At 66.8% G+C, this 25,926-nt stretch carries 31 protein-coding genes; 16 read left to right on the forward strand and 15 right to left on the reverse strand.

Annotation, left to right across the window (positions count from 1 at the left end):
• Positions 1 to 19: 19 nt before the first annotated feature.
• On the reverse strand, positions 20 to 1,060 hold the full coding sequence (locus ACFXKN_RS22955) for an acetyl-CoA carboxylase biotin carboxylase subunit family protein (RefSeq protein WP_378963552.1): 1,041 nt from the start codon (positions 1,058 to 1,060) through the stop codon (positions 20 to 22).
• A 385-nt stretch (positions 1,061 to 1,445) separates the two neighbouring features.
• Between ACFXKN_RS22955 and ACFXKN_RS22960 the strand changes: the two genes are divergently transcribed.
• From ACFXKN_RS22960 to ACFXKN_RS22975, 4 genes are all read left to right on the forward strand, one after another.
• On the forward strand, positions 1,446 to 1,724 hold the full coding sequence (locus ACFXKN_RS22960) for a hypothetical protein (protein ID WP_378963404.1): 279 nt from the start codon (positions 1,446 to 1,448) through the stop codon (positions 1,722 to 1,724).
• A gap of 58 nt (positions 1,725 to 1,782) precedes the next feature.
• Entirely contained in the window at positions 1,783 to 2,364 is a 582-nt protein-coding gene (locus tag ACFXKN_RS22965) for a TerD family protein (RefSeq protein ID WP_378963403.1), read from the forward strand.
• Between the two features lie 153 nt (positions 2,365 to 2,517).
• Complete coding sequence (locus tag ACFXKN_RS22970; RefSeq protein WP_378963402.1) at positions 2,518 to 2,847, forward strand: hypothetical protein; 330 nt, start codon at positions 2,518 to 2,520, stop codon at positions 2,845 to 2,847.
• Positions 2,848 to 2,875: 28 nt separating this feature from the next.
• Positions 2,876 to 3,388: a DUF1990 family protein gene (locus ACFXKN_RS22975; RefSeq protein ID WP_378963401.1), complete on the forward strand. Its 513-nt coding sequence runs from the start codon at positions 2,876 to 2,878 to the stop codon at positions 3,386 to 3,388.
• On the opposite strand, the gene ACFXKN_RS22980 is transcribed toward ACFXKN_RS22975, so the two are convergent.
• The gene (locus ACFXKN_RS22980) at positions 3,385 to 4,422 is read right to left on the reverse strand and encodes a beta-ketoacyl-ACP synthase III (RefSeq protein WP_378963400.1); all 1,038 of its coding nucleotides are present in this window, start codon (positions 4,420 to 4,422) and stop codon (positions 3,385 to 3,387) included. The genes ACFXKN_RS22975 and ACFXKN_RS22980 overlap by 4 nt on opposite strands.
• An 89-nt stretch (positions 4,423 to 4,511) precedes the next feature.
• Here ACFXKN_RS22980 and ACFXKN_RS22985 point away from each other — a divergent pair, with 89 nt between their 5' ends.
• The gene (locus ACFXKN_RS22985; protein WP_378963399.1) at positions 4,512 to 5,093 is read left to right on the forward strand and encodes a TetR/AcrR family transcriptional regulator; all 582 of its coding nucleotides are present in this window, start codon (positions 4,512 to 4,514) and stop codon (positions 5,091 to 5,093) included.
• 6 nt (positions 5,094 to 5,099) lie between these two features.
• On the opposite strand, the gene ACFXKN_RS22990 is transcribed toward ACFXKN_RS22985, so the two are convergent.
• The 9 genes from ACFXKN_RS22990 to ACFXKN_RS23030 form a co-directional block, all read right to left on the reverse strand.
• The gene (locus ACFXKN_RS22990; RefSeq protein WP_378963398.1) at positions 5,100 to 6,002 is read right to left on the reverse strand and encodes an alpha/beta hydrolase fold domain-containing protein; all 903 of its coding nucleotides are present in this window, start codon (positions 6,000 to 6,002) and stop codon (positions 5,100 to 5,102) included.
• A gap of 99 nt (positions 6,003 to 6,101) precedes the next feature.
• Positions 6,102 to 6,644, reverse strand: coding sequence for a YaeQ family protein (locus ACFXKN_RS22995; RefSeq protein WP_378929695.1), 543 nt, complete (start codon positions 6,642 to 6,644; stop codon positions 6,102 to 6,104).
• 67 nt (positions 6,645 to 6,711) lie between these two features.
• On the reverse strand, positions 6,712 to 7,023 hold the full coding sequence (locus ACFXKN_RS23000) for a helix-turn-helix transcriptional regulator (protein ID WP_266297982.1): 312 nt from the start codon (positions 7,021 to 7,023) through the stop codon (positions 6,712 to 6,714).
• Positions 7,023 to 7,364 carry a type II toxin-antitoxin system RelE/ParE family toxin gene (locus ACFXKN_RS23005; protein ID WP_378963397.1) on the reverse strand — a complete coding sequence of 114 codons (342 nt, stop codon included), beginning with the start codon at positions 7,362 to 7,364 and terminating at the stop codon, positions 7,023 to 7,025. The genes ACFXKN_RS23000 and ACFXKN_RS23005 overlap by 1 nt, the downstream gene beginning before the upstream one ends.
• 54 nt (positions 7,365 to 7,418) lie before the next feature.
• Positions 7,419 to 7,754, reverse strand: a complete 336-nt coding sequence (locus ACFXKN_RS23010; protein WP_378963396.1) for an MmcQ/YjbR family DNA-binding protein — start codon at positions 7,752 to 7,754, stop codon at positions 7,419 to 7,421.
• A gap of 61 nt (positions 7,755 to 7,815) precedes the next feature.
• Positions 7,816 to 8,700: a metal ABC transporter permease gene (locus tag ACFXKN_RS23015; RefSeq protein WP_378963395.1), complete on the reverse strand. Its 885-nt coding sequence runs from the start codon at positions 8,698 to 8,700 to the stop codon at positions 7,816 to 7,818.
• On the reverse strand, positions 8,697 to 9,431 hold the full coding sequence (locus ACFXKN_RS23020; protein ID WP_378963394.1) for a metal ABC transporter ATP-binding protein: 735 nt from the start codon (positions 9,429 to 9,431) through the stop codon (positions 8,697 to 8,699). Before ACFXKN_RS23020 ends, ACFXKN_RS23015 begins: the two co-directional genes overlap by 4 nt.
• Positions 9,428 to 10,366, reverse strand: coding sequence for a metal ABC transporter substrate-binding protein (locus ACFXKN_RS23025; RefSeq protein WP_378963393.1), 939 nt, complete (start codon positions 10,364 to 10,366; stop codon positions 9,428 to 9,430). Before ACFXKN_RS23025 ends, ACFXKN_RS23020 begins: the two co-directional genes overlap by 4 nt.
• Positions 10,367 to 10,433: 67 nt before the next feature.
• Positions 10,434 to 10,808 carry a cupin domain-containing protein gene (locus ACFXKN_RS23030; protein ID WP_378963392.1) on the reverse strand — a complete coding sequence of 125 codons (375 nt, stop codon included), beginning with the start codon at positions 10,806 to 10,808 and terminating at the stop codon, positions 10,434 to 10,436.
• 79 nt (positions 10,809 to 10,887) lie between these two features.
• Between ACFXKN_RS23030 and ACFXKN_RS23035 the strand changes: the two genes are divergently transcribed.
• Complete coding sequence (locus tag ACFXKN_RS23035) at positions 10,888 to 11,328, forward strand: MarR family winged helix-turn-helix transcriptional regulator (protein ID WP_378963391.1); 441 nt, start codon at positions 10,888 to 10,890, stop codon at positions 11,326 to 11,328.
• A gap of 199 nt (positions 11,329 to 11,527) precedes the next feature.
• A complete protein-coding gene (locus tag ACFXKN_RS23040) occupies positions 11,528 to 11,761 on the forward strand; it encodes a hypothetical protein (RefSeq protein WP_378963390.1) in 234 nt (77 codons plus the stop codon).
• A 46-nt stretch (positions 11,762 to 11,807) separates the two neighbouring features.
• Here ACFXKN_RS23040 and ACFXKN_RS23045 read toward each other — a convergent pair whose 3' ends face one another.
• Positions 11,808 to 13,232, reverse strand: coding sequence for an amidase (locus ACFXKN_RS23045; RefSeq protein WP_378963389.1), 1,425 nt, complete (start codon positions 13,230 to 13,232; stop codon positions 11,808 to 11,810).
• Positions 13,233 to 13,408: 176 nt separating this feature from the next.
• On the opposite strand from ACFXKN_RS23045, the gene ACFXKN_RS23050 reads away from it, so the two are divergent.
• Positions 13,409 to 14,860, forward strand: a complete 1,452-nt coding sequence (locus ACFXKN_RS23050) for an AIM24 family protein (protein ID WP_378963388.1) — start codon at positions 13,409 to 13,411, stop codon at positions 14,858 to 14,860.
• A 63-nt stretch (positions 14,861 to 14,923) separates the two neighbouring features.
• Here the strand turns inward: ACFXKN_RS23050 and ACFXKN_RS23055 are convergent, their stop codons facing one another.
• Positions 14,924 to 16,216 (reverse strand): hypothetical protein, encoded by a 1,293-nt coding sequence (locus ACFXKN_RS23055; protein WP_378963387.1) that lies wholly within the window; start codon positions 16,214 to 16,216, stop codon positions 14,924 to 14,926.
• Positions 16,217 to 16,639: 423 nt separating this feature from the next.
• Between ACFXKN_RS23055 and ACFXKN_RS23060 the strand changes: the two genes are divergently transcribed.
• From ACFXKN_RS23060 to ACFXKN_RS23070, 3 genes are all read left to right on the forward strand, one after another.
• Positions 16,640 to 17,200, forward strand: coding sequence for an HD domain-containing protein (locus ACFXKN_RS23060; RefSeq protein ID WP_378963386.1), 561 nt, complete (start codon positions 16,640 to 16,642; stop codon positions 17,198 to 17,200).
• 112 nt (positions 17,201 to 17,312) lie between these two features.
• Complete coding sequence (locus ACFXKN_RS23065) at positions 17,313 to 18,458, forward strand: acyl-CoA dehydrogenase family protein (RefSeq protein ID WP_378963385.1); 1,146 nt, start codon at positions 17,313 to 17,315, stop codon at positions 18,456 to 18,458.
• 161 nt (positions 18,459 to 18,619) lie between these two features.
• Complete coding sequence (locus ACFXKN_RS23070) at positions 18,620 to 19,144, forward strand: DUF4254 domain-containing protein (RefSeq protein ID WP_379433780.1); 525 nt, start codon at positions 18,620 to 18,622, stop codon at positions 19,142 to 19,144.
• Positions 19,145 to 19,296: 152 nt separating this feature from the next.
• On the opposite strand, the gene ACFXKN_RS23075 is transcribed toward ACFXKN_RS23070, so the two are convergent.
• A complete protein-coding gene (locus tag ACFXKN_RS23075; RefSeq protein ID WP_378963383.1) occupies positions 19,297 to 19,662 on the reverse strand; it encodes an Rv3235 family protein in 366 nt (121 codons plus the stop codon).
• 349 nt (positions 19,663 to 20,011) lie between these two features.
• Complete coding sequence (locus ACFXKN_RS23080) at positions 20,012 to 20,854, reverse strand: DUF72 domain-containing protein (RefSeq protein ID WP_378963382.1); 843 nt, start codon at positions 20,852 to 20,854, stop codon at positions 20,012 to 20,014.
• Between the two features lie 161 nt (positions 20,855 to 21,015).
• On the opposite strand from ACFXKN_RS23080, the gene ACFXKN_RS23085 reads away from it, so the two are divergent.
• From ACFXKN_RS23085 to ACFXKN_RS23105, 5 genes are all read left to right on the forward strand, one after another.
• Positions 21,016 to 22,236, forward strand: coding sequence for an MFS transporter (locus tag ACFXKN_RS23085; protein ID WP_378963381.1), 1,221 nt, complete (start codon positions 21,016 to 21,018; stop codon positions 22,234 to 22,236).
• 43 nt (positions 22,237 to 22,279) lie between these two features.
• The gene (locus ACFXKN_RS23090) at positions 22,280 to 22,474 is read left to right on the forward strand and encodes a hypothetical protein (protein WP_378963375.1); all 195 of its coding nucleotides are present in this window, start codon (positions 22,280 to 22,282) and stop codon (positions 22,472 to 22,474) included.
• 92 nt (positions 22,475 to 22,566) lie between these two features.
• Positions 22,567 to 23,109 (forward strand): YceI family protein, encoded by a 543-nt coding sequence (locus ACFXKN_RS23095; protein ID WP_378963371.1) that lies wholly within the window; start codon positions 22,567 to 22,569, stop codon positions 23,107 to 23,109.
• Between the two features lie 23 nt (positions 23,110 to 23,132).
• Positions 23,133 to 24,338, forward strand: coding sequence for an Ig-like domain-containing protein (locus ACFXKN_RS23100; RefSeq protein ID WP_378963358.1), 1,206 nt, complete (start codon positions 23,133 to 23,135; stop codon positions 24,336 to 24,338).
• Between the two features lie 59 nt (positions 24,339 to 24,397).
• Entirely contained in the window at positions 24,398 to 25,912 is a 1,515-nt protein-coding gene (locus tag ACFXKN_RS23105; protein ID WP_378963551.1) for an LCP family protein, read from the forward strand.
• Positions 25,913 to 25,926 lie beyond the last annotated feature (14 nt).

The raw sequence follows: 25,926 nt of genomic DNA on the forward strand, positions 1-25,926 counted from the left end.
CGCTGCCCCAGGCAACGGATCAAATATAGAAATCGAGTTCTTCTTGTCGCTTCAACAGATCCCGCAGAGTGTACGGGTCTTCGCCGAAGAAATAGAGCAGACCCCAGTGATTACCGAATGCGGTCCGTTTGGTGACCTTTTCGGCCTGGGGCGCGGTGAGCTCGTGCGAGTCGAAGTAATCGTGATCCTCGGTCTCGGGCGGCACGTTCAGCCGGCTGACCACGCGCCGGCGCGGATACACGCCGAAGCACCCCGCGTGGCCGGTGGCATCCACCACTTCCTTCGGGAAGAAGGCGTCGATCTCCGCGGCGGTGGATTTCGGGTCGAAAGCCAGCACCAGTGCATGGTAGGCGTTGAAACCGTACGTGCGTTCCAACAGCTCGAACACTTTGAAACCCGGCGGCCGGTAGGCGACTTCGCCGAAGTACATCTCACCGTCGCTGGTGACGAAGTACTCGGGATGAATGAAACCGAATTCGATGTCGAAGGTCTTGATCAGCTTTTCGACCTGCCGGGTGATCTCGGGCCGGTATTTCTCCAGTTCCGGCGTCGCTGGCACGAACACCGAGTATCCGAGCGTCACGTACTCCGAGATGTTCAGAAAGCAGATGCGGCCGTTGTGGACCCAGGCCTCGACCGCGAACTCCCAGCCGTCCAGGTGCGATTCCATCAGCATCGGGAACTCGTCGTCGGGGATCGTGTCGGCCTCGTCGGGGGTCCGGATGATCCGGTGACCGAGGCAGCCCGCCTTGTCGAACGCCTTGAGATGAATCGGATCGTTGGGATCACCGTCGAGCTTCAGCAGGGTCTGATTGACGCGCTTCAGGAATCGGATCACGTCGTCGCGTTCGTGCGCCTCTTCGAAAATGCCGACCCGGATACCGCCGAGCTGCGCGCGCCGCTTCATCAACGACTTGTCGCGCAGGAGCATGGACTGCCCGAGCAGGCGCGGATTGTCGAGCAACACCGAGTTGATCGCGCCTGCCCATTCCACCGTCTCCTCGAAGATCGGAATGGCGACATCGACGCCCTTTTTCTTCAGGGTCTCCGCGATCTCCATCGAGCGATCGTTGAGCCGCTCGAAATCCCAGGGAATATAAGGAATGTTGTGCTCTTCGCAATAATTTTGCGCCCATTCGGGCGCGACGACGATATAGCGGCGATCGAACCGATCAACCGCCTCGACCGCGTTCAGACTCCAGCCCAGCAGGGCTACATAACCTTTGTTCGGGTTTCGACTTTTCGATTCGTCAGCTGAAATCGACAAACCTTATCCCTTCTCGAACTCCACAGCCCCGGAACCGGGACCCTGAATGAATCCCTGCAGGGCTGCCATTTCAATGGGGTACCCGGGCCCTCGATGACCAACCATGACAAAGCTGTGACCGAGGACTTCCGAGGTGGCACAACCGCCGCCTGCCCCGCGGTGCGACTACGCTCATGGCATGCCCGGTCCCGAGACCTTGCCGCCGCCACGCAACGGTGCCGGCCTCGCGGCGTTGGTGCTCGGCATCATCGCCTGCGCGGTCTCGTTCATTCCCGTCGTCAGCGAGTTCGTCGCCGCCCCAGCCGGTATCGGGGCCGTGGCCGCCGCGTTCATCGGCTGGGATCGGATCGAGAGCGGCGTGGCCACCAACCGCGCCGACACGATCGCGGGCGGGATCCTCGGCGCTGTGGCGCTGGCGGTGACCGCGCTCGTCTACCTCGCCACACACTCCGGCTGACGACCGCTGAGATTCTGTCGCCGTGCACGTGGCGAACGAAGTCCGTAGCCTGAAAATCGTGATTACTCTCAAGAAGGAAGACGGCGCGGCCGATCTCGCCGGTATCACCAAGATGAGCGTGGGGGTGAGCTGGGATCCGTCGGCGGGTTCCAGCGGTGGAATTCTCGGAATGGCCCGGCGCAAGCGCGGTGTCGACCTGGATCTGATCGCCGTGCTGTTCCAAGGCAGTGAACCGGTGCGGTTCGCCGGTCTGGATTCGCTCGACCCGCTCGGCAACGGATCGGTGCTGCACACCGGCGACGAGCAGACCGGTGCGGCCGTTGGCGACGACGAGACCGTGCACGTCACCTTCGGCAATGTTCCCCCCGCCATCGACTCCATCGTCTTCGTCGCCGTCGCGTTCAAGAAGGGCAGCTCCTTCGAGAAGGCGAACAACGTCTCGTTCAAGGTCTACGACGCCACCGGCGGCGATACCCAGCCCGTCGCCGACATCTGGCCATCAATGCTCGGCGCGGACAATGCCAATGCGATCGCGCGGACCTTCCGCAACGGTCCGATGTGGCAGCTGGAGGTCCTCGACCGCAAGGGCAAGATCAAGCAGGGCGATCGCCAGGCGTTGCTGCGCTTCGCGATCGGCTGACACCGCGGCGGCAGGGCCCGGCGCGCACTGCGCCGAGCTCCGCCGCGACGCGAGGCCGACCTCGCCGTTTCGCACATTTGCGACATCAGCGAAGTTCTCGAGTCCACGCGATTTCGGTGTTCCCTGAATAGTTGCTGCGCTACGGTTTTTCGCATGGACGACATCGAGTTGGATTTGCCGAGCGTCGCTACTTCTCACAACGCCGGACGAATTCTGGAAATCGGCGCGGTCGGTCTGCGCAACCCACTGCCCGTCAACGGAGAACAGACCCACGCCTATGTGTGCTGCGTCGACGGCACCACCCTGCAGCTCCCGGACTCGCTGCAGAACTGGGCCATGCAAACCCTCGCCGCGAACTTCGACCTACGCGCGACCGGCCTACCCTCACTGTTCCCCTGCCGCTTCGAATTCGGCATCCGCGACGGCGCCGCCTACGCGGTACCGGTGACCGAGCGGTCGCTGCGCGAGAAGTCCAACGCATGACGACCTGACGGCGCCTATCGTCACCCTCATGCACGAGGGACTCACCTACGCCCCCGCGGGCGCGACCAGCCCCGCCGACGAGATCTGGACCGGCGAATACCCCGGATTCCGCCGGTTCGACACCACCCTGGTGATCGGCCACGGCGAGCCGACGTGGGCCGCCGCTTCCGAGGCCGTGCTGCGGTGGGGCATCAAGCGCCGCAGCGGCTTTCGCGTCGCTCCCGATGTCGCGGTGTCGACGGATGCGCAGTACCGGATCAGCGCGGGATGGGGGCCCGTCTCCATCCACGAGCCGGTTCGGGTAGTCGCGGTGGTCGACACCGAGAATCGATGCGGCTTCGCCTATGGCACTTTGCCCGGCCATCCGGTCAGCGGTGAGGAAGCCTTTGTCGTACACCGGGATTCGACCGGCGCTGTCTCACTCACCCTTCGCTCGTTGACCAGACCCGCACCGACCGGACTGTGGCGCTTCACCTTTCCGATACTTCTTGTCGCGCAACGCTTCTACCGTCGTCGATATCTGCGCGCGCTGGCGCACTAGGCGATCGGGGGCAGATGAACGACCTGGCCCGCATACGCCAGACCGGCGCCGAAGCCGAGCAGCAGCGCGGTGTCGCCGGGGTTGGCGGCACCGGAGCGCACGAGTTGTTCCATAGCCATCGGAATGGAAGCGGCACTGGTGTTGCCGGTTTCGATGATGTCGCGCGCGACAGCGACAGTCTCGGGCAGGCCGAGGGTGCGGACCAGCGCGTCGGTGATGCGGATATTGGCCTGGTGCGGGACGAAAGCGTCGAGGTCGTCGGCCGTGAGACCCGCACGGTCGAGCGCGTCACGACAAGCCTTCTCCAAAAACGTGACGGCCCAGCGGAATACCTCGGTGCCGTTCATCCGAATGTACGGACGTTGCGAAGTGCCGCCGCCCGCCTCGGCCGCGGCGACCTCGGCGAAATACTCCAGAAAGTCCTTGTCCTGCTTGATCGCCGAGGTGCGCGAGCCATCCGAACCCCACGCGACCGGGCCGATCCCCTCCTGCTCGGCCGGGCCGACGACGACCGCACCGGCACCGTCGGCGAAGATGAACGCGCAACCGCGATCGGTGGTGTCGAGCAGATCCGACAACCGCTCCACCCCGATCACCAGCACCTGCCGCGCCTGACCCGAGCGCACCAGATTCGCCGCATCGGCCAACGCGTAGCAGAAGCCCGCGCAGCCCGCGGAGATGTCGAAGGCGGCGGTGTCGTGCATGCCGAGTTCGGTCGCCACCACCGCGCCCGCCGACGGACCGAGCACCATCTGCGACGACGTCGCCAGCACGACCGCGTCGACCTGCTCGGCACTCACCGACGCCGCGGCGAGCGCGTCACGGGCGGCCGCGACACTCATCGACACGATCGTCTCGTCGGGCTCGGCCCAGTGCCGGGTGGCGATCCCCGAACGGGTCTTGATCCACTCGTCCGACGACTCGATCGCGTCGACGATCTCGGCATTGGGCACGACACGGCGCGGGCGGTACACGCCGAGGCCGAGAATTCCCGCGTGGGTGACCGGAACCGCGGTGGCAATGGGGGTGGGCATCGCATCCTCTCCAGATGAACCGATCGGTTCACACTGAAATAGGTCTAACATGAACCGATCGGTTCAATCAAGGGGTAGGAGAAGATCGGATGGCCGCCGGACCACGCGCCCGACTCATCGAGCACACGATCAGTACCGTCCAGGAACACGGTGTCCACGCGGCCGCGTTGAGTGAATTGCTCAAGCGCAGCAGAACGTCACGCAACTCGCTGTACCAGCACTTCCCTTCCGGCAAAGGCGAATTGGTACAGACAGCGGCACGGATCGTGGCACGTCTGGTGTACTCGCACGTGAGCTCGATGGCCGATGCGCTCCAGACCGCGCCGTCGGCCCAGCAGTGGCTCACCGACCTGCTCGCCTTCTGGCGAATCCCGCTGGAAAAATCCGAGTACGCCGCGGGCTCGTTCATGATGGCGGCCGCCCTCGACGAACTCGACCCCGCCGTCCAGTCCATCGCGGGCCAGGCCTTCGCCGAATGGACGGCGCGGCTGGCCGACGGGATCGTCGCCACCGGGATCGAACGCTCGACCGCGGTGTCACTGGCCGGTTTCCTGCTCACCACCATCGAGGGCACGATCGTGCACAGCCGCGCGCTCAAGTCGTCACACCCGTTCGACCAGGCGGTCACTCAACTGACGATCCTGTTCAAGGTGCACCTGTCCGAACGTTGAGCTTCCTCACGAAATACTGTGCGCCGCATCGAGTTCGGCGCGCAGGGTGGTGATGATCCGGCGGCGGGCCGTCGCGCCTTCGGCGCTGGGAGTCAGCGGGTAGACGTGCACGAGTCCGGGCTCTTCGTGATAATCGAGGTCGACGCCCGCCGTGCGCGCCTTCGCCGCCAGCAGGCGGGCGTCGGGGTTGAGGATGTCGTCGGTGCCGGTGAACACAGTAATCGGTCCCAGCCCACCCAGGTCGCCGAACAGTGGGCTGACCAGGGGATCTTTCATCGAGAGTTCGCCGCTCCACATCCTGCCGAACACCAAGCCGCCCTCCCGGCCCAGCCACGGGTCCCGTGGGAGCACCGCGTCGATCTCGGGGTTTTCGAGGGTGAGGTCGAGGGCGGGTGAGATCAGAATCGTGCGGGGGACGGTACGGCCCGCGTCGCGCAGGTGCAGCGCGGTGGACAGCGCGATCTGACCGCCCGCGGAGTCACCGGCGAGAAAGGTCGGGCCGTAGCGCTCGTTGGCTGAGGTGACCAGTTCGGCGATGCGGGGAATCACCTGGGCCGCGGTGCCGAACGGGATCAGCGGATAGATCGGGACCGTCACGACGAGGTGGGTCTGCGCGGCGATGCGTGCCGCGAGTTGCCAATGTTGCGAAGCGATTTCGCTCACCCAGCCGCCACCGTGCGCGTACACGAGGCCGCCCCGGGTGATCCCGTCCGACGGCGTCAGCGTGTAGATCGGCCAGCCACGGTCGTGCACCACCGAGATCTCGACACCACGCAGTTTGCGCGGCGGACCATAGGCGACAGGCCGCAGTTCGCGGTCGCGCACGTATGCCATGGCCAGCTCGGCATCGATGTAGTTCCGGTTGCGCCGGGTGACCCGCAGGAATCCCGGAATCACGAACCGACTCATCACACCAGGCACCGCGACCTCCACTCGACAACGAGACCGGCACAGTCGAAGCGCTCGGGTCGAGCGTCGCCGGTCACGCCAAGCTACTCCGTACCGGCGTCAGCCGAGGGGTTGCTCGGTGACATCGGTCCGCAAGCTGGTCCCGTTGAGGTCCAGATAGAGCACACCCTCGGTGACCGACAGGGTGGCGGTATTGCGACGGTCGACCAACCCCGCCGCCTCATCGATGAACGCGCGATCGAAACTGAACAGCGGGATCTGCGCCGCATTGTGAATCTTTTTGCCCGCGTACTGCGCGAGTACCTTCGCCGGGTCACGATGGGTATAAACCGCCGCACGACCAGCGAGTTTGCTCCCACGATGAATACGATCCGCGTCGGGCGCACCCACTTCGATCCACGCGGTGGTCCGCCCGGTCATATCCCGAACCTGCACCGCGGGCTCATCGGTGGCCGAGATCCCGCCCTCACTGAACACAATCCCCTCCTCGTACTGCAAGCAGTACGCGAGGATCCGCGTGACCATGTATTCCAGCGTCTCCGACGGATGCCGAGCCACCCGCAATTCGAGATCCTCGTACACCCCCCGATCCACATCGGCGAGCTGAACGGCGAAGTTGTGCAGTGTTGCGCTGAGTGCCATAGGACGTCAGAGCCTACCGGGCTCCCCTGCCCAGGCGTCTCGCGCACCGGTCAGGACCGATCAGTCGTCATGCAATGGTGTATGCCTCGTCGCCGAAACGGGCTACGACTTCTATCTCGCCGCCGAGCGCTTCGACGTACTTGCGGATCGTCTCGATTTTGGAACGTTCGATTTCGCCGTGCTCGATTTTCGAGACGGTTCGCTGACCTACGCCGATCTTGTTGCCGAGTTCAGTTTGGTTGAGTTGCTGGGCTTCTCGCAGTTCGGCCAGGCGGTAAGCCCGCTCGACCGAACGCATCTTCTTGCGGACCGCGGCGACGCGAGACTGATCGTAGCCACCGCGCGGATGCCGCGTCTGGTCGCTGTTGTGCAGCTCCATCAGTCCAAACCTCCTATGTGCTCGTCGTAGATGCGGTCGGCGATCGGGATATTCTCCCGGTACCACTTGTTCCACTGATTGGTCTTGTCGCCGGCGATGAGAAATATCGCCGATCGGTGGGGATCGAACGCAAAGATGATTCTCGCATTCGAACCTGGTATACGAAGTTCCTTCATGTTCGAGTGCCGCGACGTTCGCAAGGTGTCGACCCATGGCCGCCCGAGCGCCGGGCCCCGTTCCTCCAATTCCTGACGCGCCGCTTCGTAGTGGTCGAACATAACGTCGTCCAAGCCATCGACCCATCTCAGGACCTGCTTGGTGAGGTAGATGGTCCATCCCACATTCACACGATACCACCCATGGGGTCTAGACCCCATGGGTGGTATTACTCCCGGCTAGAAATTGTCCAGCAAGTCTCGTGGGGCGGCCTGGCGCCAGGAGTCGGTGATGATGGCTTCCAGTTCCTCGCGGTCGTCGAGGGCGGACAAGTGGACCCGGACCCAGGGGTTGCCCGCCTCGTGTGCGGCGATCCAGAACTTGGCGGGCTCGGCCAGCACCAGCTCGTCGCGTTCGACGATCGGGCAGCGCACCGCCATCGAGGTCTCCTCCTCCGGCAGGGTGAGGAACAGCTTGCCCGCGACCTTGAAAATCGGCATGCCCCAGGCGAATTGCTCTGTCGCCTGCGGTAGTGACAGGACGTAGGCGCGGACGTCATCCCCGGTGACCTTCATGCTCTACATCCTGACAGCACCCACCGACACCGACCTGATCCGCGTCGTCGGGCCGGGACCGCTAGTCGACCACCCCGATGGTGGTCACCGATTTCCGGGCGCGCGATGCGGTGATCCGGCGGCCGATCACTCCGTGGCGAGGGGCGAAGAGGTAGACGAAGGTGAAGGCGACGCCTTGGGTTACCACGACCATGCCGCCGGCAGCGGTATCGAGGTGGTAGCTGATGTAGAGGCCGGTGACCGCGCACACCACCGACACGGTGGGGGCGATGACGAGCATGCGGGAGAAGCGATCGGTGAGCAGGTAGGCGGTGGCGCCGGGGATGATCAGCATGGCCACCACCAGGACCACACCGACCGCCTGCAGCGCGACTACCGAGGTCAGGGCCAGCAGGGCCAGCAGCGCGGTGCCGAGCACGCGGGGGTTGAGGCCGATGGCGTGGGCGTGGGTGGCGTCGAAGGCGTAGAGGGTGAAGTCGCGGCGTTTGAGGACCAGAGCGATCAGGACAATGGCGGCCAGGATCATGATCTGAACCATCTCGCCGCTGCTCACGCCGAGCAGATTGCCGAAAACGATGTGGTTCAAGTCGGTTTGGCTCGGCGTCACCGACACCAGCACCAAGCCGAACGCGAACAAGGTGGTGAACACGATGCCGATCGCGGCGTCTTCCTTCACCCGGCTCGTATCGCGAACGACCCCGATCAACGCGACAGCGAGGAACCCGAAGATCACCGCGCCGACGGCGAACGGCCAGCCGACGATGTAGGCCAGCACCACGCCGGGCAGTACCGCGTGCGAGACCGCGTCACCCATCAGCGACCAGCCGATCAGCACCAACCAGCACGACAGCACCGCGCACACCACCGCCGCGGTGACGGTGGTAGCCAGCGCGCGCACCATGAATTCGTAGCGCAGCGGGTCGATCAGGAATTCCTCGAGGCTCATCGGTCTCCGTCCACATCCAGGCCGAAGGCCTTGGCCAGGTTCTCCGGACGCAACACCACGTCGGGGTCGCCGTGTTCGAGCACTCGGCGGTTCAAAAGCACTGCCTCGTCGGCCAATTGGGGCAACGCGTGCAGATCGTGGGTGGACACCAGAATCGTGGCCCCGTCGGCGGCGAGCTCGCGCAACAGCGCGGTGATGGTCGCCTCGGAACGCTTGTCGACACCGGCGAACGGTTCGTCGAGCAGCAGGATCGTGGCCTCTTGGGCGATGCCGCGGGCAACGAACGTGCGCTTCTTCTGACCACCGGAGAGCTGGCCGATCTGCCGGTCGGCGAGGTCGGTGAGCTCGACGCGGGCCAGCGCCGCGTCGACGGCGGCGCGGTCGGCCTTGCTCGCCCGGCGGGTGAACCCCATTTTCCCGTAGCGCCCGGTCATCACCACATCGCGCACCGACAGCGGAAAAGTCCAGTCCACGTCCTCCGATTGCGGCACGTAACCGAGGCTGCCCGCCTTGCGCGCGGCGGCCGGGGCGCGACCGTTGATCAGCACCCGGCCGCGGTCGGGCGTCACCAGGCCCATCACGCTCTTGAACAGCGTCGACTTGCCCGAGCCGTTCATGCCGATCAACCCGCACACCCGGCCGGATTTCAACGTCAGCTCGACATTGTCGAGCGCGAGCACATCACCGTAATGGACTGTCACGTCCTGGATTTCGACAACCGGTGCGGTCATTTCGGTGCTCCGGCGAGTGCGGTCGCGATGGTGTTCGCGTCGTGGCGGATCAGCTGCAGATAGGTCGGCACCGGACCGTCGGCTTCCGAGAGTGAGTCGACGTAGAGAACGCCGCCGAACCGCGAGCCGGAAGCTTCGACCACGCGTTGCATCGGCGCGTCGGACACCGTCGATTCGCAGAACACGGCGGGCACACCGCGCTGGCGGACGAAGTCGATGGTCGAGCCGATCTGCTGCGGGGTGGCCTGCTGTTCGGCGTTGACCGGCCAGATGTATTTCTCGGTGAGGCCCGCGTCGCGAGCGAGGTAGGAGAACGCGCCCTCGCAGGTGACCAAGGCGCGCTGGTCGGCGGGCAGGGTGTTCACCGCGGCGACGAGATCGTCGCGCACGGCGCCGAGCTGTGTTTTGTAGGCGTCACCGTTGGCGCGGTAGGCGTCGGCGTGTTCAGGGTCGAGATCGGTGAACGCGCGGACCATGTTGTCGACGTAGATCTGCGCGTTCACCGGCGACATCCACGCGTGCGGATTGGGCTTGCCGCGGTAGGCGTCCTCGCTGATGTCCATGGTCGCCACGCCCTCGGTGACCACCGCGTGCGGCACATCGAGATCGGCGACGAACTGACTGAACCACGCTTCGAGGTTGAGCCCGTTGTCGAGGATCAGGTCGGCCTTGGCTGCCTTCTTGATGTCGCCCGGGGTCGGCTCGTACCCGTGGATCTCGGCGCCCACCTTGGTGATCGACTCGACCCTCAGATGCTCGCCTGCCACATTCCGCGCCATATCGGCGAGCACGGTGAACGTGGTGAGGACAACCTTCTTCCCATCGTCATCGGAGGTGATCCCACCGCAGGCAGTCAGCGCGAACGCCATGACACTCAGAACACATGCCGCAAGCACCCGGCGTCGCACCGGAGAACGGTAGAACCCAACCTTCATTCCAGAATTATATTGTTCGGCGACCCGAACTTTCAAGTTCTGGTCTTGAAACAGTCGCCGAGACGGCTCAGGATGCCCAAGGCGGGGTGAAGGTCGATCCATCGGGAAGCTCTGCCGCGAAGCCGACGCGCACGGTCACCAACAGCGCGGCCGGCTCGTCGGTCGAGTTCGCGAGGGCGATCATCGAGCCCGCGGGCGCGACCGCCGCGTCACCCGGTTTCATCAGCGCGGATTCACCATCGATCGTCATAGTCACCTCGCCCGACAGCAGAACGAAGGCCTCCTCCCCCAGGATCCGATGCGGCACGCCGACCGAGTCGGCACCGACCTCGGTCTGCCAGACGCACAGTTCGGCACTGCCGGTGCCGGGACGGACGAGCGAGGTGAACCGAGCGTTGTGCACCTCGTGCACCTGCGCGTCGGCGGAACGGATTATCGGCATTCGAACCTCCATAAGGTCAAGCAACTTGTCTATATGGTCAAGTAGATTGACTATTGTGTCAAGTGCCAGAATGACAGTCGTGCCCGCGAACGCAGACCTGCCCCTCCTGCTGCTCGCGGCAGCGGCCGAGGTAACCCAGGCGGTGCACGCCGGGGTCGCCGCCGCGGGGTTCACCGACATCCGGCCGACGCACGGCTTCGCCTTCGTGCGCATGGCACCCGACGGCGCGACGGTCGGGGAGATCGCCGAGCACCTCGGCGTCACCAAACAGGCAGCCAGCCAGCTGGTCGACGAGCTGGTCACCAAGGGCTACGCCGACCGCAATCCACACCCGCGCGATGCGCGCGCTCGCCTGATCACCCTCACCGACCGCGGCTGGGCGTGCACGCGGGCCGCCGACGCCGCGCTGGCCGAATTCACCCTGAGCTGGTCGGACACCCTCGGCGCGGCCGGCCTCACCCAGCTCAGCACGGCATTGGGCCGCGTTGTCACCCCGGGACGAGTCCGCCCTAGCTGGTGACCCGTAACCAAACCGTGCGAGCCGACGATTTCATAGTGGGTATTCATTAATCCGAAGAAGTGGATTTTCAAAACCTGCGCGGTGGCACGGCGAGCGGCATACTCTCGGATCGAGCGGTGACGCGCCACCGCGGCACCCGGGCCGACGGTCCGGGTCGCCCACTCGTCACGTCATCGTTCGCCGTGATCCCGGAGGGTCAATGTCAGTCCTAGCCACCGCTTCATCCACCGTCGACACCATCACCCGGCACAAGTACGAGCGGCTGCAGTACACCGGCTCGGCCGGCGTCGTCGCCTCGCTCGAGGACACGCGCCTGGTCGATCGCTGGCGGGCCGATTACCCCGGCTGGGATGGCGAGCACTGGGCATTCGACGCGGGCACCGACAGCCCGGGACGGCTGCGCCCGATCAATGTCGCGGTGCGCAACAACTGATCAGCGCGGCGACACACGGCTGATCAGCACGGTGCGCACCGGCTGATCAGGCCGCGCCCGCGGCGGTGGCCCGGTCGACGATCCGCGGGAACGGGCTCGCCGCTTCCAGCTGGTAGGCCAGGTCGAGCAAGGTCCGCTCGTCACCACGGCGGGCGGCGAACTGAATCGACCCGGGCAGACCGCTCGGCAGCAGACCGTGCGGCAGCGAAATGCCCGGCCCCCCACCGACATTGTTGAGCGGGGTGAAACCCACGTAGTCGGCGAGTTTGGTGAACAGCGCGTCGAACGGCTGGCCGGGCGCGAGCTCGCCGATCCGCGGCGCCGGATGGGAAAGCACCGGGGTGAGTAGCACGTCTACCTCGGCGAAATGCCTGTCGTAGGCCGCCACGCCCCCGCGCAACCGCCACGTCGACGCGGCCACACCGAGCGGATTGCGCTTGGCCAGCCCGATGAGCCCGGTGGTGAACGGGTCGAGTTTGCGCGGATCGAAGTACCCGCGGTGCCCCAGCCGGAACGACAGCGCCATCGCCGCGGCCATCACCGCCCAGTACTGCTTGAAGTCCTCGACGAAGCGGGGATCCACGTCCAAGCGCATCTCGACGACCTCGTGACCGAGGCCTTCGAGCACCGTCACCGCGGATGCCAGGATCGCGCCGTTGTCGGCGTGCACCGGTCGGCCGAGCACATCGGCGGTGATCAGGCCGATCCGCAACCGTCGCGCACTCGGCCCCTCGACCAGCCCGACCGGCGTCAGGCTCGAATTCGCCCCGAATCGCTCGACGGCGGCCAAGTAGTGCGCGGTGTCGCGGACCGAGCGGGTGAGCACGCCCTCGGCAACCAGATGCACCGGCAGTTTGCGGGCGCCCGGCTGGTCGAGCAGTCGGTTGCGGGTGGTCTTCAGGCCGACGAGACCGTTGGCCGCGGCGGGGATGCGGATCGAACCGCCACCGTCGTTGGCGTGCGCGATCGGCACCACCCCGGCCGCCACCAGCGCCGCCGACCCGCCCGAGGACGCGCCCGCCGAGTACTCCGGATTCCACGGATTGCGGGTCGGCGCGCGATCGGTGAATTCGGTACTCGCGGTGAGACCGAATTCCGGCAGCGTCGACTTACCGAGCACGATCACACCCGAATGCAGGAACTGCGCACCGGGACCGCTGGTCACCGTGGCCGGGTGCGGGGTGAACGCCGCCGAGCCGTGACAGCTGGGCAGGCCCGCGATGTCGGTGTTGTCCTTCACGAACGCGGGCACTCCCGCGAACACACCCGCGGTTTCCGGCGTCGACGCGGCGCGCTCGAAACAGGTCATCTGCACCGCGTCCAGACTCGGATCGACCCGCCGAGTCCTGGCGATCGCGGCCTCGATCACCTCCGACCGGCTCACCTCCCCCGCGCGCAACGCGGCGGCGACACCGACCGCGTCCAGCGTCCCGAGGGCATCGTCGGTAAATCCATGCACGGCAGAGCTCATACCCGCAGCGTAATGCGAGCGAGCGGCCCTTCGCAGCAGTAACGAACTTGCGCGAACCTGCCTCCGCGGTGGCGACCGGCCACACTGACGGTTCGAGGCTGGCGCGGTGACGGCATACACGGCACTATCGAAATCGTGGAACACCTTCGAATCGCCCGACCTTCGGGTGCTGTGTCGTGACCGTGCTGGCTCCCGGCGAGAACCGGCCTGCGCCCGGCGACCAGTTGACTGTCACCGTCGCGAGTTCGGCATCGGTCGATGTGTCAGCGCTCCTGGTGAACAGCGCGGGCAGAGTTCGTTCTGACGCCGACTTCGTCTTCTTCAATCAGCCCACCGGGCCAGGCGTGGTGTACCGGCACGGCAACGGTGGGCCCGACGTGGTGGCCGTGCAGACCTCGGCATTGCCCGCCGAGGTGGAGAAGGTGGTGGTCACGGCGAGTCTCGACGGTCGTGGACCCGCGACCTTCGCCTCGGTCGGCGCCCTGACCACCACCATCGAATCTGGCTCCACTGCACTGACTTTCCCGATTTCTGGGCTCACCACCGAGAGCGGTGTGGTGTGCGTGGAGATCTATCGCCGCAGCGGGGCCTGGAAGGTTCGGGCGATCGGGCAGGGCTACGACGACGGATTGGCCGGGATCGCTTCGGCTTTCGGCGTGAACCTCGACGACGAACCCGAAGTTCCCGCCGCACAGAGCGTTCCGGTGCCACCGAGTCAACCGCCCGCCTACCCAGCAGCGGGCGCGCCCGCTCCCCCGTCGACCTATCCCAACCAGGGCAGCCCCGTTCAGCTGGGGCAGCCGCCCACTGCCCCGCCTACCCATCCCGGTCACGGTGCCGCGGGCCAGTTCGCCCCGCCACCAGCGCAACCCGCGTTCTCTTCTCAGCAAGGAGCCCAGCCCGTGCACAGCGACCTGTTCGACCCCTCGCATGCCGAGGTCAACGGCCTCGGTATCCAGAAACAGGGCGGCAAGATGGTGAAGGTCGGCATGAACGGGGAGGTGATGGCGCGGGCCGGGTCGATGGTGGCCTACCAGGGTGACCTGAAATTCGAAGCGCAGGGCTCCGGCGGCATCGGCCGCGCCATCCGTCAGCACCTCACCGGCGAGGGTGTGCCGCTGATGAAGGTGACCGGCCGCGGCGACCTCTTCCTGGCCAACAGTGCCGCCGACGTGCACATCATCGACCTCGATGGCACCGACGGTCTCACCATCAACGGCGCCAACGTCCTCGCCTTCGACTCCACGCTGCGCTACGACATCGGCCGCGTCCAGGGCGCAGCCGGCTACGCGTCCAACGCGGGCCTGTTCAACTGCGTCTTCACCGGCCGCGGCCGCATCGCCATCACCACCCACGGCAGCCCCGTCGTCCTGACCGTCGACCAGGCCACCTACGCCGACCCCAACGCCGCCGTAGCGTGGTCATCGAGCCTGCAAACCGGCATCAAACGCAATGACTCGTTCGGCCTCGGCCGCCTGATGGGCCGCAGCACCGGCGAGGCGAGCACCCTCGCCTTCTCCGGCCGCGGTTTCGTCATCGTCCAGCCCTCCGAACTTCCCCCGGGCGGCCTCATCGGCGGCACCGGCGGCGGCCAGCAAGCAGGCACCGGCGGCGGCATCTTCGGCTGACTCCGGACACGAAAAAGGCCGATACCCGCTCAATCGCGGGCATCGGCCTTTGTGCAGTGTCTGCTAGTTCGCGCGCTCCTTGCGGGCCTGGCGGCGGGCCTCACGCATGTCGTTGAGTTCCTGTTCCAGGCTCTCCGCGATGCGGAACTGGCCGGTGTCGTAGATGCTGGTCGGCTCGATCGCCTCATAGCCGAAATTGGCTTCGGCGAACGCCTTTTCGACGCGGGCCTCGATGTCGGAGATGGCGCTCTTGCGGGCGGCGGGGACCGAGTCGGTGGCCGGCTCGGGCTTGGCCGGTTCCTTGGGTGGCTCCGGTGCCAGGACGGGCGCGGGGGCGGATTTCTTGGCGGTGGCCTTGTCCGAGGCGGACGGTTTGCCGATGCCGAACCGCTTGCGCTTCTCCGGCGGGCGGCCGTTGCCGTTGGTGATCGGCTCGGTGGGGGTCCAGGCGGGTTCGCGGGTGAGCGGGGTGGTGGCGACGGTTTCGGCGGCGGCGACCGCTTCGGCGCGAGCCGCCCCCGTCATCGGCGGGGTGTAGGTAAGGCGGATGCCCTCGGTGCTCTGGCGGGCGAGCAGGCCGTCGGCCGGGTCGGGCATGTCCCTGACCTGGCTGGTCGCGCGGGTGATGGCAAGACCGTAGCGGGCACTGACCGCGTCGTGGATCAGCAGCGCGACACCGATCATCACCGGCGCGACCGCGTGCACGGCGACGTCATACCAACGCCCGTCGCGCACATAGGGATAGGTGTTGAGGGTGACGGTGAGACCGAGCAGCGCGAGCTCGGCGAGCGCGACCTGCCGACGGTTGTCGATCACGCCCCACTCGGCGACCTTGTTCGTGCCGACCATGATGATGATCAGACACACGCTGATCATCGCCTCGAGCAGGTAGCTGAACCAGAACAGCGGATCGCTCGGCCCGCCGGGCGCGATGTTCTGCTGCACGTTCACCGCCGACCACAGCATGCCGGCGCCGACGACGCCCGCCAGTGCCTTGAGCGACCACGACCGGTGCCGGTACAGCGAAGCCAGCTTCGCGTGCGGGCTCGATTCGCGCCGCTGGGAGGCCATCGCCCTTCTGGCGAGCAGCAGATCTCGCATGTCGGCCTTCTCGATCGCTTCGGTGGTCTGTCGGCTCCGGTCCGACGCGGACGCCATCGCCTGGGTGTGCTTCCAGCGCTGCTCGCGATCCTGTTCGCGGATGCGTTCGGCGAGTTCGCGTTCGGCGCGCAACTCGTCTTCGGAGAGCGCGTCGGTGAGGGCCGGATCGAATTGGTAGGCAAGGCGCCCACGGGCACGTTCGACTCGCTGGGCGAGCTGGCTGACGTCGTCCTCGAGACCGGACTCGATCGTCATGCCAGACCACCGCCCCGGGCGCGCGAAGGCAGGCAGGTGACCACACGTGTGAACGGCACACCGCATTCTTAGTCGATATACCCTCGAGCGCGAAACCGATGCTCCCGCACGACTCCCCGAACACGGCGCGCCGCGCGCGACACGCCCAACAATTTCGGAGGGTGACTGGATCTGCGAAGATAATCCCCCGCCGCCGCCGGAGCCAGACTTTCCAGCGCTTCGGTGCCCGACCGTTGCCGAACGCCGCTCGCGGACAACCCCACCGACCGGATCGGCCCACTGCTCGCCGGGCCAACGGCCGACCGCCGACCTGTTCGAGGGAAACTCCGTTTCACCGGGCGACGCGAACCACGGGCACCTAGGGTTGGGCCGGGGTGCCGGGGGGTTCGCGCACGCCCGTGAGATCGACTCCGGAGTGACGAATTGACCGAGCACACAAGCGAACTCGACCAGGTGATCGCGCAACGGCTCGAACCGTGGACCGCACGGCTCGGCGCCGACCGCAAGGCATATTTCCATCATGTGCTCCGGGTACTGCGCACGGCCGATCTGCTGTTCGCCCGTAGCGGCGAGCCGGGACCGCCACCGAGTGCGCGCGAGGAGTTCCGCACCGCGGCGACCTTCCACGATCTCGGCATCTGGGCCGCGGGCACGTTCGACTATCTCGAACCGTCGTGCGCGCTGGCGGGCGACTGGCTGATCGCGCACAACCGCGAGGACATCGCCGAGCTCGTCGCCGAGATGATCCGCGACCACCACCGGGTGCGCTCGGCGGGCAGCGCGACCGACCCGGTGGAGCTGTTCCGGCGCGCCGATCTGATCGACGTGACGTTCGGCGCGCGGCGCTACGGCCTGCCGTATGCGGCCTACTGCGCGCTGACGCGGCGATACCCGGACAGCGGCTTCCACTTCAAGCTGGTGGAGCTGACGGTGCGGCGCGCGCTCATCCATCCCCTCTCGCCGCTGCCCATGATGCGCTGGTGAGACGCCATTTCGGCGGTACTATTGTCACTACGCCAATACTGCGGCACACTGGTGTCTGTAACCACCGGTCACGCCTGGGCCGGTGCTGTGCCGAGCCGAACAAGGAGACTCGATGGCCGCCAATCGGTCCAGCTGGATGAACGATGACCTGGACGCCCTTCGCGACCTCGCCCGCGCCTTCATGTCCAAGGAAATCGTTCCCAACGTCGAGAAGTACCGCGAGCAGCACCACGTCGACCGCGACCTGTGGAACAAGGCCGGCGAAGTGGGCCTGCTGTGCATCTCGATCCCCGAGGAGTACGGCGGCGGTGGCGGCACCTTCGCGCATGAAGCCGTGCTCATGGAGGAGCAGGCGCGCGCGGTCGACACCTCGTGGGGCATCAGCCTGCACAACGGCATCGTGGCGCACTACGTCCTCGCCTACGGCACCGAAGAGCAGAAGAAGCACTGGCTGCCGAAAATGGCCAGCGGCGAGGTCGTCGGCGCGATCGCGATGACCGAGCCCGGCACCGGTTCGGACCTGCAGGCGGTCAAGGCCAAGGCGATCCGCGACGGCGACGAGTACGTCATCAACGGCTCCAAGACCTTCATCACCAACGGCCTGCAGGCCGACCTGATCATCCTGGTCGCCAAGACCGACCCCACCCAGGGCGCGTCCGGCGTCTCGCTGGTGCTGGTCGAGGCCGACCGCGCCGGTTTCCGTCGCGGCCGGGTGCTCGACAAGATCGGCCAGAAGGGCCAGGACACCTCCGAGCTGTTCTTCGAGGACGTGCGCGTCCCGGTCACCAATCTGCTCGGCACCCAGGAGGGCCAGGGCTTCATCCAGCTGATGCAGCAGCTGCCCCAGGAGCGCCTGATCGTGTCGATGGGCGCGGTCGCGGGCATGGAGGTCGCCCTCGACCACACGCTGCGCTACACCAAGGAGCGCGAGGCGTTCGGTCGCCCGGTGTTCGGCTTCCAGAACACCAAGTTCAAGCTGGCCGAGGTCGCCACCGAGGCGCGCATCGCGCGCGTGTTCATCGACGACTGCGTCGAGAAGCACATCCGCGGCGAGCTCGACATCCCGACCGTCGCCATGGCGAAGTGGTGGACCACCGACAAGGCGATGCAGATCGCCGACACCTGTCTGCAGCTGTTCGGCGGCTACGGCTACATGAACGAGTACCCGATCGCGCGCATGTGGGTCGACAACCGCGTCCAGCTCATCTACGCGGGCACCAACGAGATCATGAAGGAAATCATCGCCCGGAGCCTGTGATCCGCCAGCTCTGTCGATGATCCCGACCGGCCGCGAACCGTTGTTCGCGGCCGGTTTTCGCTGTTGAGGGGTCATTTCGTGACCTATCCGCCGTCCCCGCCGAGACGAATGTCCTTCGACAAGCGGCAATATTCGGCGACGGCGAGGACGGTGCGGCAACAGTGGACACGGACGGCAGCGGTTCGACGGGACGACCCGGACCGGAACCGGTACTGCCGGACCGAGCACAGATGATGCAGGCGGTGTGCGGGGTCGCCGGTGCGGGTGATCCTGTTCTCACCGCCGCGCACGAACTCGCCACTCTGCACGAACGCCGCGAACAACAGATACCCGGCGATACCAGCGACATCGACTGGGCGCGTGCGCGTCTGGTCTGCGAGATCGACCGCTGGGTCGTCATCCGCTCCCCCACTCCGGCGACCTCGGCACCGATGCACACCGAGAGCATCGGCGCCGTCGTCGACCGCATGGCCCATTTCGCCGCGCTCACCTACCACGCGCTGGCCTGCGGCGCCGAAGCCGAACTACACGCCGCGCAACTACGCCTGCACGAATTGGCCTGCGGCTACGACGATCTCATCACCGAAGTGGCCAGCGGCGCTCGGCGACTGCCCGACGGACTCGACAGCGACACACCGGAAAGCGGTGGGGCACAACCGAGCCGGAACGAGCCACATTCCGACTAGCGAGTGATCACCCATCCTCCCCCTGTTTCGACGCGGCACACGATCCCCGCTCATGGGGCGCGGGGATCATGCGGGACAGGTTCACCCGGCAGCGGCCGACACCGAGGTACGGCTCGCCCCGGCCGGCGGCTCGGCCACACCTGTCACCGGCGTCAGAACATTCGGACCGCGACCAATCGCCAACTGTCCTTGGACGATTCGATGCGACCCGCGATGGCCAACGTGCGAGGACCGCGTTGGTAGGAAGCGAAGACTTCGGCGGCGTCACCCTCCGCGGGGGTCAGGTGGACGCGAGTCAAGGTGGCGGTCCCGAGGTTTCGGTGGGGAGCCGAGTCCTGCGCGAGCATCGTGTTGATGGCGGCCAGCGCCTTCGCGTCGGTGAACGCGCGCAGATGAGTGGATGACCTACGCCGATCGACAACCTCGAGCAGTAGCCGCAACACCTGCTCGGTGAATCGCTGCGCGCTCGTGGATGATCCGGTGGCAGGTGGCGCGACCCGCGGGCACGACGCCCGCACCGCCCTGCGGATACCGGCCGGTGTTCCACCTGCCGCTCTCCGCCGAACCGGTCCCCTAACCGGCTGGGGTCCAACAACATTCACAGCCTCGGACCGATGCACCACGGCCCCGCCTTCCAACTGCGGCTCGCAATGCGGCGCGGGCGACAACAACATTCCATCCGTAGACATGCTCGTCCCCTTCGAGTCGTCCACCCACTCCCCAGTGGTGGCGCACAGCATCGCACGGGGGTACGACAAGTGTTCGCGAAATCGGTGCAGGTCACCTCATGTTGTCCGCCCCATCGCACCCGCGCGTCCTGCCCACATCACGGCGTCCGGCCCGAATCACCCGGTTTCGGCCAAGGCGTCAGAACAGCGTCATCGGTTCATCGGGCACAGGGATGGGCTGCGCGGGCAGATCAGGGACGATCGCGCGGACTTCGTCGTGGAAGCGGCGAGCCAAACCACGGGCCGCGGCGTTGTCGGGGGTGTGCACGAAGACCGTGGGCGAGCGGCCTTCGCGCAACCAGCCGGCGACGGTCTCGACCCACGGCGCCCAGCCCGCAACGGTGCGGCCGGCGTCGGCGCGGCCGTGGTAGCGCACGATCGGATACTCGGTCAGCGCCCGCATCCGGCGCGGGACGCGCGGCTTCTTCGCCCTGGCCTCGTATTCGGAGGGGTCACCCGGCGGCCCGTCGAACAGGACAGTCGTATCGAAGGGCACCCATTCGGCCCCGATCCGCCCGAGCACCCGTTCCAGCTGCACCGCGGCCCGCTCGTCTTCGAAGAACGCCGGATGACGCACCTCCACCGCGCACCGCAGCCCACTGGGCAGCTCACGCTGGAACCGGGCGAGCGCGCCAAGATCGGTCGGCCCGAACGATGCGGGCAGCTGGATCCACAGCGCGTGTACCCGCGGCCCGAGCGGTGCCATCACGTCGAGAAACGCGCCGAGTTCGGCACCGGCGTCGACGAGCCTGCGCTCATGCGTCACCGCCCTCGGCGGTTTGAGCACGAACCGGAAATCGGGCGCGGTCTGGCGGGCCCACGACTCGACGGTGGACGCCGACGGCGTCGCGTAGAACGTGGTGTTGCCCTCGACCGCACCGCAGTGCCCGGCATAGGCACGCAACCGCTCCCCTGGCCCGGGCATCCGCTGCTGCCACTGGGGATGGGTCCACATCGCACACCCCACCCGCAGCTCGCGCACAGCCCGACGGTAGTACAGCGACCGGCCGCGCCTAAAATCAGACCGGTTGCCACCATTCGCCCCTGTGCGCGGGTGGCGGGATCGACGGTCCGTCCGTGGACCGAACGCTCCGCCCCATCCGCGCCGGATTTCCGGTGCGCGCACAACGGAAAGGGCCTGTGATGGCGATTCTCACCACCGAGCGGCCCCGTGCTGTCTCCACCACCCGCGCCTGGCTCGGCGTGTCCGCGGCCATGGTCGCGATCGCGTGGGGTGGCAACGAGTTCACGCCGCTGCTGGTGATGTACAAAGCCCACGGTCTCGCGCTGACCGCGGTCGATCTGCTGCTGTTCTACTACGTCCTCGGCATCGTGCCCGCCCTGCTCATCGGCGGCCCGCTCTCGGATCGATTCGGGCGCCGCCCGCTGATGCTGCCCGCACCGCTGATCGCCGCGGCCGGTTCGCTGCTGCTCGCGGCCGGCGCGGCCTCGGTGCCGATGCTGGCGGCCGGACGGATGCTGTGCGGTGTCGCGCTCGGATTGGCGATGGCGGTCGGTGGCAGCTGGCTCAAGGAACTGTCGCAACCACCGTTCGCCGCGGCCGCCGCGGGCAACGGGGCTCGCCGATCCGCGATGAGTCTGACCGCCGGATTCGCCCTCGGCGCCGGGGTGGCGGGAACCCTCGCGCAGTGGGCGCCACTGCCTGATTCGTTGGCCTATCTCGTCAACGCGGTGCTCTGCGTCGCGACCGCGTTCTGGGTGGCTCGAACGCCGGAAACCGTGACCCGCCCAGCGAATCCGGGCAGGCTGCGCGACGATCTGAAGATCCCCGCCGCCGGGCACCGGCGATTCCTGCGCGTCGCGGTACCGATCGCGCTGTGGCTGTTCACCGCCAACGCCACCGCCTACGCTGTGCTCCCGACGCTGATGTCGCCGCGCGTGCAGCAGGCCCCGATCGCCTTCTCCGCCCTGGTCACCATGGTGACGCTCGGCTGCGGATTCACCATCCAATCGGTGGCCCGGCGCATCGACCGCCCCGGCACCGCACGCGCCGCGGTAGTCGCGCTGGTGCTGCTCACCGCGGGAATGGTGCTGGCCGCGTGGACGGCGGCCAGCCTGAGCATCTGGGTGACGCTGCTGACCGCCGTCGTGCTCGGCAGCGGCTATGGCATCGGCTTGGTCGCCGGCCTGCAACAGGTCGAACGCATCGCGGGCCCCGGCGATCTGGCCGGCCTGAACGCGGTCTTCTACTCGGTGAGCTATCTCGGCTTCGGCGTGCCCGCGGTCCTGTCTGCCCTGCACAGCGGCCTCGGCTTCGGCTATCCCGCCATGTTCGGAGTCACCGCCGCGATCGCCGCGAGCTGCCTCGCCCTGGTAGCCGCCAACTACCGCGAGCGGGCATAACCGAACCCAACACCCAGGATCGCCGCGCACTACGGTGAATCAGGTGAGCGCCGACCCCGTTGAGATCCTCCTCCGCTGGCAGGATTCCGGCGCGATCTGGCGGGTCGTAGGGCGCCGACCGGACTCGGTGACCATCGCCCTATACGAATGCACCGGCGGACAGGAAGTGGACCGCTTCACCTCTACCGATCCCGCCCTCCTGCGGTTTCTCGGCGAACGCGCCACCAGCGAGGACTGACCCGCCCGCGGTGAACGGGGTTACGCTGGTTGGCGCTATCGCTTCACGCCCGTCGGCCCGTACGCGGCCGGATCGCCAAGTGAGGAGAGACCATGTCGGCCCCTACCGGACTACCCGCTGGAACCTGGGTCATCGACCCGGCCCATTCCACCCTGCAGTTCTCCGTGCGCCACCTGATGGTGAGCAAAGTACGTGGCCGGTTCACCGATTTCGGCGGCACGCTGGTGGTTCACCCCGACGGCACCGCCGACGCCGATGTCGAGATGAAGGTCGCCTCCGTCACCACCGACAACCCGCAGCGCGACGGCCACCTGGCCACCGCCGACTTCTTCGACGTCGCCAACCACCCGATCGCCACCTTCAAGGCCACCGGTTTCAAGGCGCTGGGAACCGACTTCTCCGTCACCGGTGATTTCACCATCCGCGGCAACACCCACCCGGTCACCCTCGAGGTCGAATTCCTCGGCACCGGCCCCGGTATGGCCGACGCCCCGGTCGCCGGTTTCACCGCGACCGCCACCATCAATCGCCGCGATTTCGGCCTCACCACCGAGATGCCGATGGCCGACGGCGGCGCCGTGATCGGCGACAAGATCCACCTCTCGCTCGACGTCGAGGTCGGCTTGCAGAGCTGACGGCACCGAGCACAGGAGGGCGCATGTCAGGACGACGTTTCCGAGCCGGTCTCGCCGCCGTGCTGTTGGTGCTGGTCGCGGGCTGTGGCTCGGCCACCGACTCGGACACCGAATCCGCCGCCCCGACGGCACCGTCGATCTCGGTCGCGCCGGAGGACGGCGCGACCGAGATCGATCCGCTCGGCCCGGTCCGCGTCAGCACCAGCGACGGGCAGCTCACCGCGGTCACGATGACCAACGAGGACGGCGGTGCCGTCGAGGGCATCCTCACCCCGGACCAGTCGGCGTGGAAACCGTCGGTGCCGCTCGGATACGGCCGCACCTACACCGTCACCGCCGAGGCGGTCACCATCACCGGCAAGGTCGGCCCGATCACCTCGTCGTTCTCCACCCTGGCACCCAACAATCAGACCGAGGTCTCCTTCCGCACCACCGGCGGCACTCCCCTCTCCTCGTCGGGCACCTTCGGCGTCGGCACGGTCATCGTCGCGCATTTCGACGAGGACGTCCCCGATCGCGCCACCGCGGAAAAGTATCTGTCGGTCGCCACCGATCCGCCCGTCACCGGTTCCTGGTACTGGGTCGACAACCGCAACGCCCACTGGCGCCCTCAGAACTACTACACACCCGGCACGGTGGTGACGCTCACGGCCGACATCTACGGCAAGGACCTCGGCGGTGGCCTCTACGGCCAGGAAGACACCAAGACCAGTTTCACCATCGGCGAGTCGCACGTCTCGATCGTCGACGACAACGACAAGCAGGTGCGGGTGTACGAGAACGGCACGCTGGTCAGGACCATGCCCACCTCGATGGGCATGGGCGGCAGCCAGACCGTCGCGGGCAAGACCATCACCTTCTGGACCCAACCCGGGATCTACACCGTGATGGAGAAGGCCAATCCGGTGGTGATGGATTCCTCCACCTACGGCCTGCCGGTGAACTCCCGGCTCGGCTACAAGGAAACCATCGGCTGGGCGACCAAGATCAGCACCGACGGCATCTACCTGCACCAGCTCGACGACACAATCTGGGCGCAGGGCAACACCAATGTCTCACATGGCTGCCTCAATCTCAGTGGCGAGAACGCCCGCTGGTTCTACGATTTCTCCCAACCCGGCGACGTGGTCGAAATCAGGAATACCGGCGGCGCCCCGCTCGAGGTGTGGCAGAACGGCGACTGGAGTGTGCCGTGGGAACAGTGGCAGGCAGGCAGCGCGCTGCGGTGAACGGGGACAACAACTTTCCGGCGTCACCGCGCCGGGGACCACAGCGCGTCGGCAGGCACATCGCCGCCGGCCACCGGGCACCCCGGCGTGGACGCGCCCGCCGAGCCGGGTTGATCATGGCCAGGATGCTCGTGGCGACGACCGCGCTGGCCGTGCTCGCGGGCACCGGCCTGGCCTGGTCGGCCAAGCAGGACTTCGATTCCGGCTTCACCCACTCCACCGCGCTCGGTACCGATGCCCCACGGTCCGGCGGCGGCGCCGTCAATATCCTGCTGATCGGCTTGGACACCCGCAAAGACCTCAACGGCAACGATCTGCCGAAGGAGGTACTCGATCAGTTGCACGCCGGTGACGGCACCGAGGGCGGCTACAACGCGAATTCGCTGATCCTGCTGCATATTCCGGCCGACAAGAGCAAGGTCGTCGCCTTCTCCATCCCGCGCGACGACTACGTTGCGGTGACCGGCATCCCCGGCTACCAGCAGATCAAGATCAAAGAGGCGTACGGCCTGAAAAAGGCGGCGGTACAAGCGAAGTTGATCGAGCAGGGCGAGAAAGATCCGGTGCTGCTCGAGCGCCGTGGCCGCGAGGCCGGACGCGCGTCCATCGTCACCACCGTCCGCAATCTCGTCGGGGTGCCCATCGACCGCTTCGCCGAGATCTCCCTCGCGGGCTTCTACGACCTGGCCACCGCGGTCGGCGGGGTCGACGTGTGCCTGAACAACGCCGTCGACGACAGCGAGTTCTCCGGTGCGGTCTTCCCGGCGGGCACCCAGCACCTCGACGGTTCGCAGGCCCTCGCGTTCGTCCGCCAACGCCACGGCCTGCGCAACGGCGACCTCGACCGCACCCACCGCCAGCAGGCATTCCTCACCTCGGTCGCCAAGTCGCTCAAAGACTCCGGAACGCTGACCAACCTGAGCAAGCTGTCGGCACTGATGGATGTGGCGCACCGCGATGTGGTGCTCTCCAACGGCTGGAATCTGTTCGACTTCGCCCGCGACCTCGGCGCGGCCGGTTCGGTGCCGGTGGAGTTCCGCACGCTGCCGGTGGTGCGCTACGACGTGATCGACGGTCAGGACGTGAATATCGTCGACCCGGCCGCGATCAAACGGGAGGTGCGGGCGGCTTTCGGTCAGGAAGCACCGAAAACCACTACCGCGGCGCCGAGTCCGACGAGCGTGGTCGATGTGCACAATGTGGGCACGGTGAAAGGTCAGGCCGCGGTGCTCTCGGCGGCGCTGACAAGCCGGGGCTACCGCGCGGGCCTGATCGGCAACGGTGATTCGAGTGACGGCCAGTATTCGACCATCACCTACGGCCTCGGTGCCGCCGACGACGCCCGCGCACTGGCCGAACTGCTTGGTGGACTTCCGGTTTCCGCGTCGCCGTCGGTGGAGGACGGGCGCATCCGGGTCGCACTCGGCGCCGACTTCACCCTGCCAACCGAGCTGAGCCCGACGACATCGACGACCGCACCCCCGACCACCACGAAGTCCGGCTCGACACCACTGCCCGACGCGGGAAAACCGCTGTCCACCACCATCGACAGCACCATCCCCTGCGTGAACTGAGCGATTCGGTGACT

The organism is Nocardia sp. NPDC059195 (assembly GCF_042754695.1).
In the GTDB taxonomy this organism is placed as follows: Bacteria; Actinomycetota; Actinomycetes; order Mycobacteriales; family Mycobacteriaceae; genus Nocardia.

Bases quoted from the DNA above. Each gene is read 5' to 3' on its own strand.
- ACFXKN_RS23000 (WP_266297982.1), bottom strand. From the start codon at position 7,023: ATGGAGCTGCACAACAGCGACCAGACGCGGCATCCGCGCGGTGGCTAC.
- ACFXKN_RS23055 (WP_378963387.1), bottom strand. From the start codon at position 16,216: ATGACGATCGAGTCCGGTCTCGAGGACGACGTCAGCCAGCTCGCCCAG.
- ACFXKN_RS23040 (WP_378963390.1), top strand. From the start codon at position 11,528: ATGTCAGTCCTAGCCACCGCTTCATCCACCGTCGACACCATCACCCGG.
- ACFXKN_RS22970 (WP_378963402.1), top strand. From the start codon at position 2,518: ATGGACGACATCGAGTTGGATTTGCCGAGCGTCGCTACTTCTCACAAC.
- ACFXKN_RS23030 (WP_378963392.1), bottom strand. From the start codon at position 10,808: ATGCCGATAATCCGTTCCGCCGACGCGCAGGTGCACGAGGTGCACAAC.
- ACFXKN_RS23065 (WP_378963385.1), top strand. From the start codon at position 17,313: ATGGCCGCCAATCGGTCCAGCTGGATGAACGATGACCTGGACGCCCTT.
- ACFXKN_RS22980 (WP_378963400.1), bottom strand. From the start codon at position 4,422: ATGCCCACCCCCATTGCCACCGCGGTTCCGGTCACCCACGCGGGAATT.
- ACFXKN_RS22975 (WP_378963401.1), top strand. From the start codon at position 2,876: ATGCACGAGGGACTCACCTACGCCCCCGCGGGCGCGACCAGCCCCGCC.
- ACFXKN_RS23010 (WP_378963396.1), bottom strand. From the start codon at position 7,754: ATGAAGGTCACCGGGGATGACGTCCGCGCCTACGTCCTGTCACTACCG.
- ACFXKN_RS22985 (WP_378963399.1), top strand. From the start codon at position 4,512: ATGGCCGCCGGACCACGCGCCCGACTCATCGAGCACACGATCAGTACC.
- ACFXKN_RS23100 (WP_378963358.1), top strand. From the start codon at position 23,133: ATGTCAGGACGACGTTTCCGAGCCGGTCTCGCCGCCGTGCTGTTGGTG.
- ACFXKN_RS22960 (WP_378963404.1), top strand. From the start codon at position 1,446: ATGCCCGGTCCCGAGACCTTGCCGCCGCCACGCAACGGTGCCGGCCTC.
- ACFXKN_RS23025 (WP_378963393.1), bottom strand. From the start codon at position 10,366: ATGAAGGTTGGGTTCTACCGTTCTCCGGTGCGACGCCGGGTGCTTGCG.
- ACFXKN_RS22990 (WP_378963398.1), bottom strand. From the start codon at position 6,002: ATGAGTCGGTTCGTGATTCCGGGATTCCTGCGGGTCACCCGGCGCAAC.
- ACFXKN_RS23015 (WP_378963395.1), bottom strand. From the start codon at position 8,700: ATGAGCCTCGAGGAATTCCTGATCGACCCGCTGCGCTACGAATTCATG.
- ACFXKN_RS23045 (WP_378963389.1), bottom strand. From the start codon at position 13,232: ATGAGCTCTGCCGTGCATGGATTTACCGACGATGCCCTCGGGACGCTG.
- ACFXKN_RS23085 (WP_378963381.1), top strand. From the start codon at position 21,016: ATGGCGATTCTCACCACCGAGCGGCCCCGTGCTGTCTCCACCACCCGC.
- ACFXKN_RS22955 (WP_378963552.1), bottom strand. From the start codon at position 1,060: ATGGAGATCGCGGAGACCCTGAAGAAAAAGGGCGTCGATGTCGCCATT.
- ACFXKN_RS23020 (WP_378963394.1), bottom strand. From the start codon at position 9,431: ATGACCGCACCGGTTGTCGAAATCCAGGACGTGACAGTCCATTACGGT.
- ACFXKN_RS22995 (WP_378929695.1), bottom strand. From the start codon at position 6,644: ATGGCACTCAGCGCAACACTGCACAACTTCGCCGTTCAGCTCGCCGAT.
- ACFXKN_RS23095 (WP_378963371.1), top strand. From the start codon at position 22,567: ATGTCGGCCCCTACCGGACTACCCGCTGGAACCTGGGTCATCGACCCG.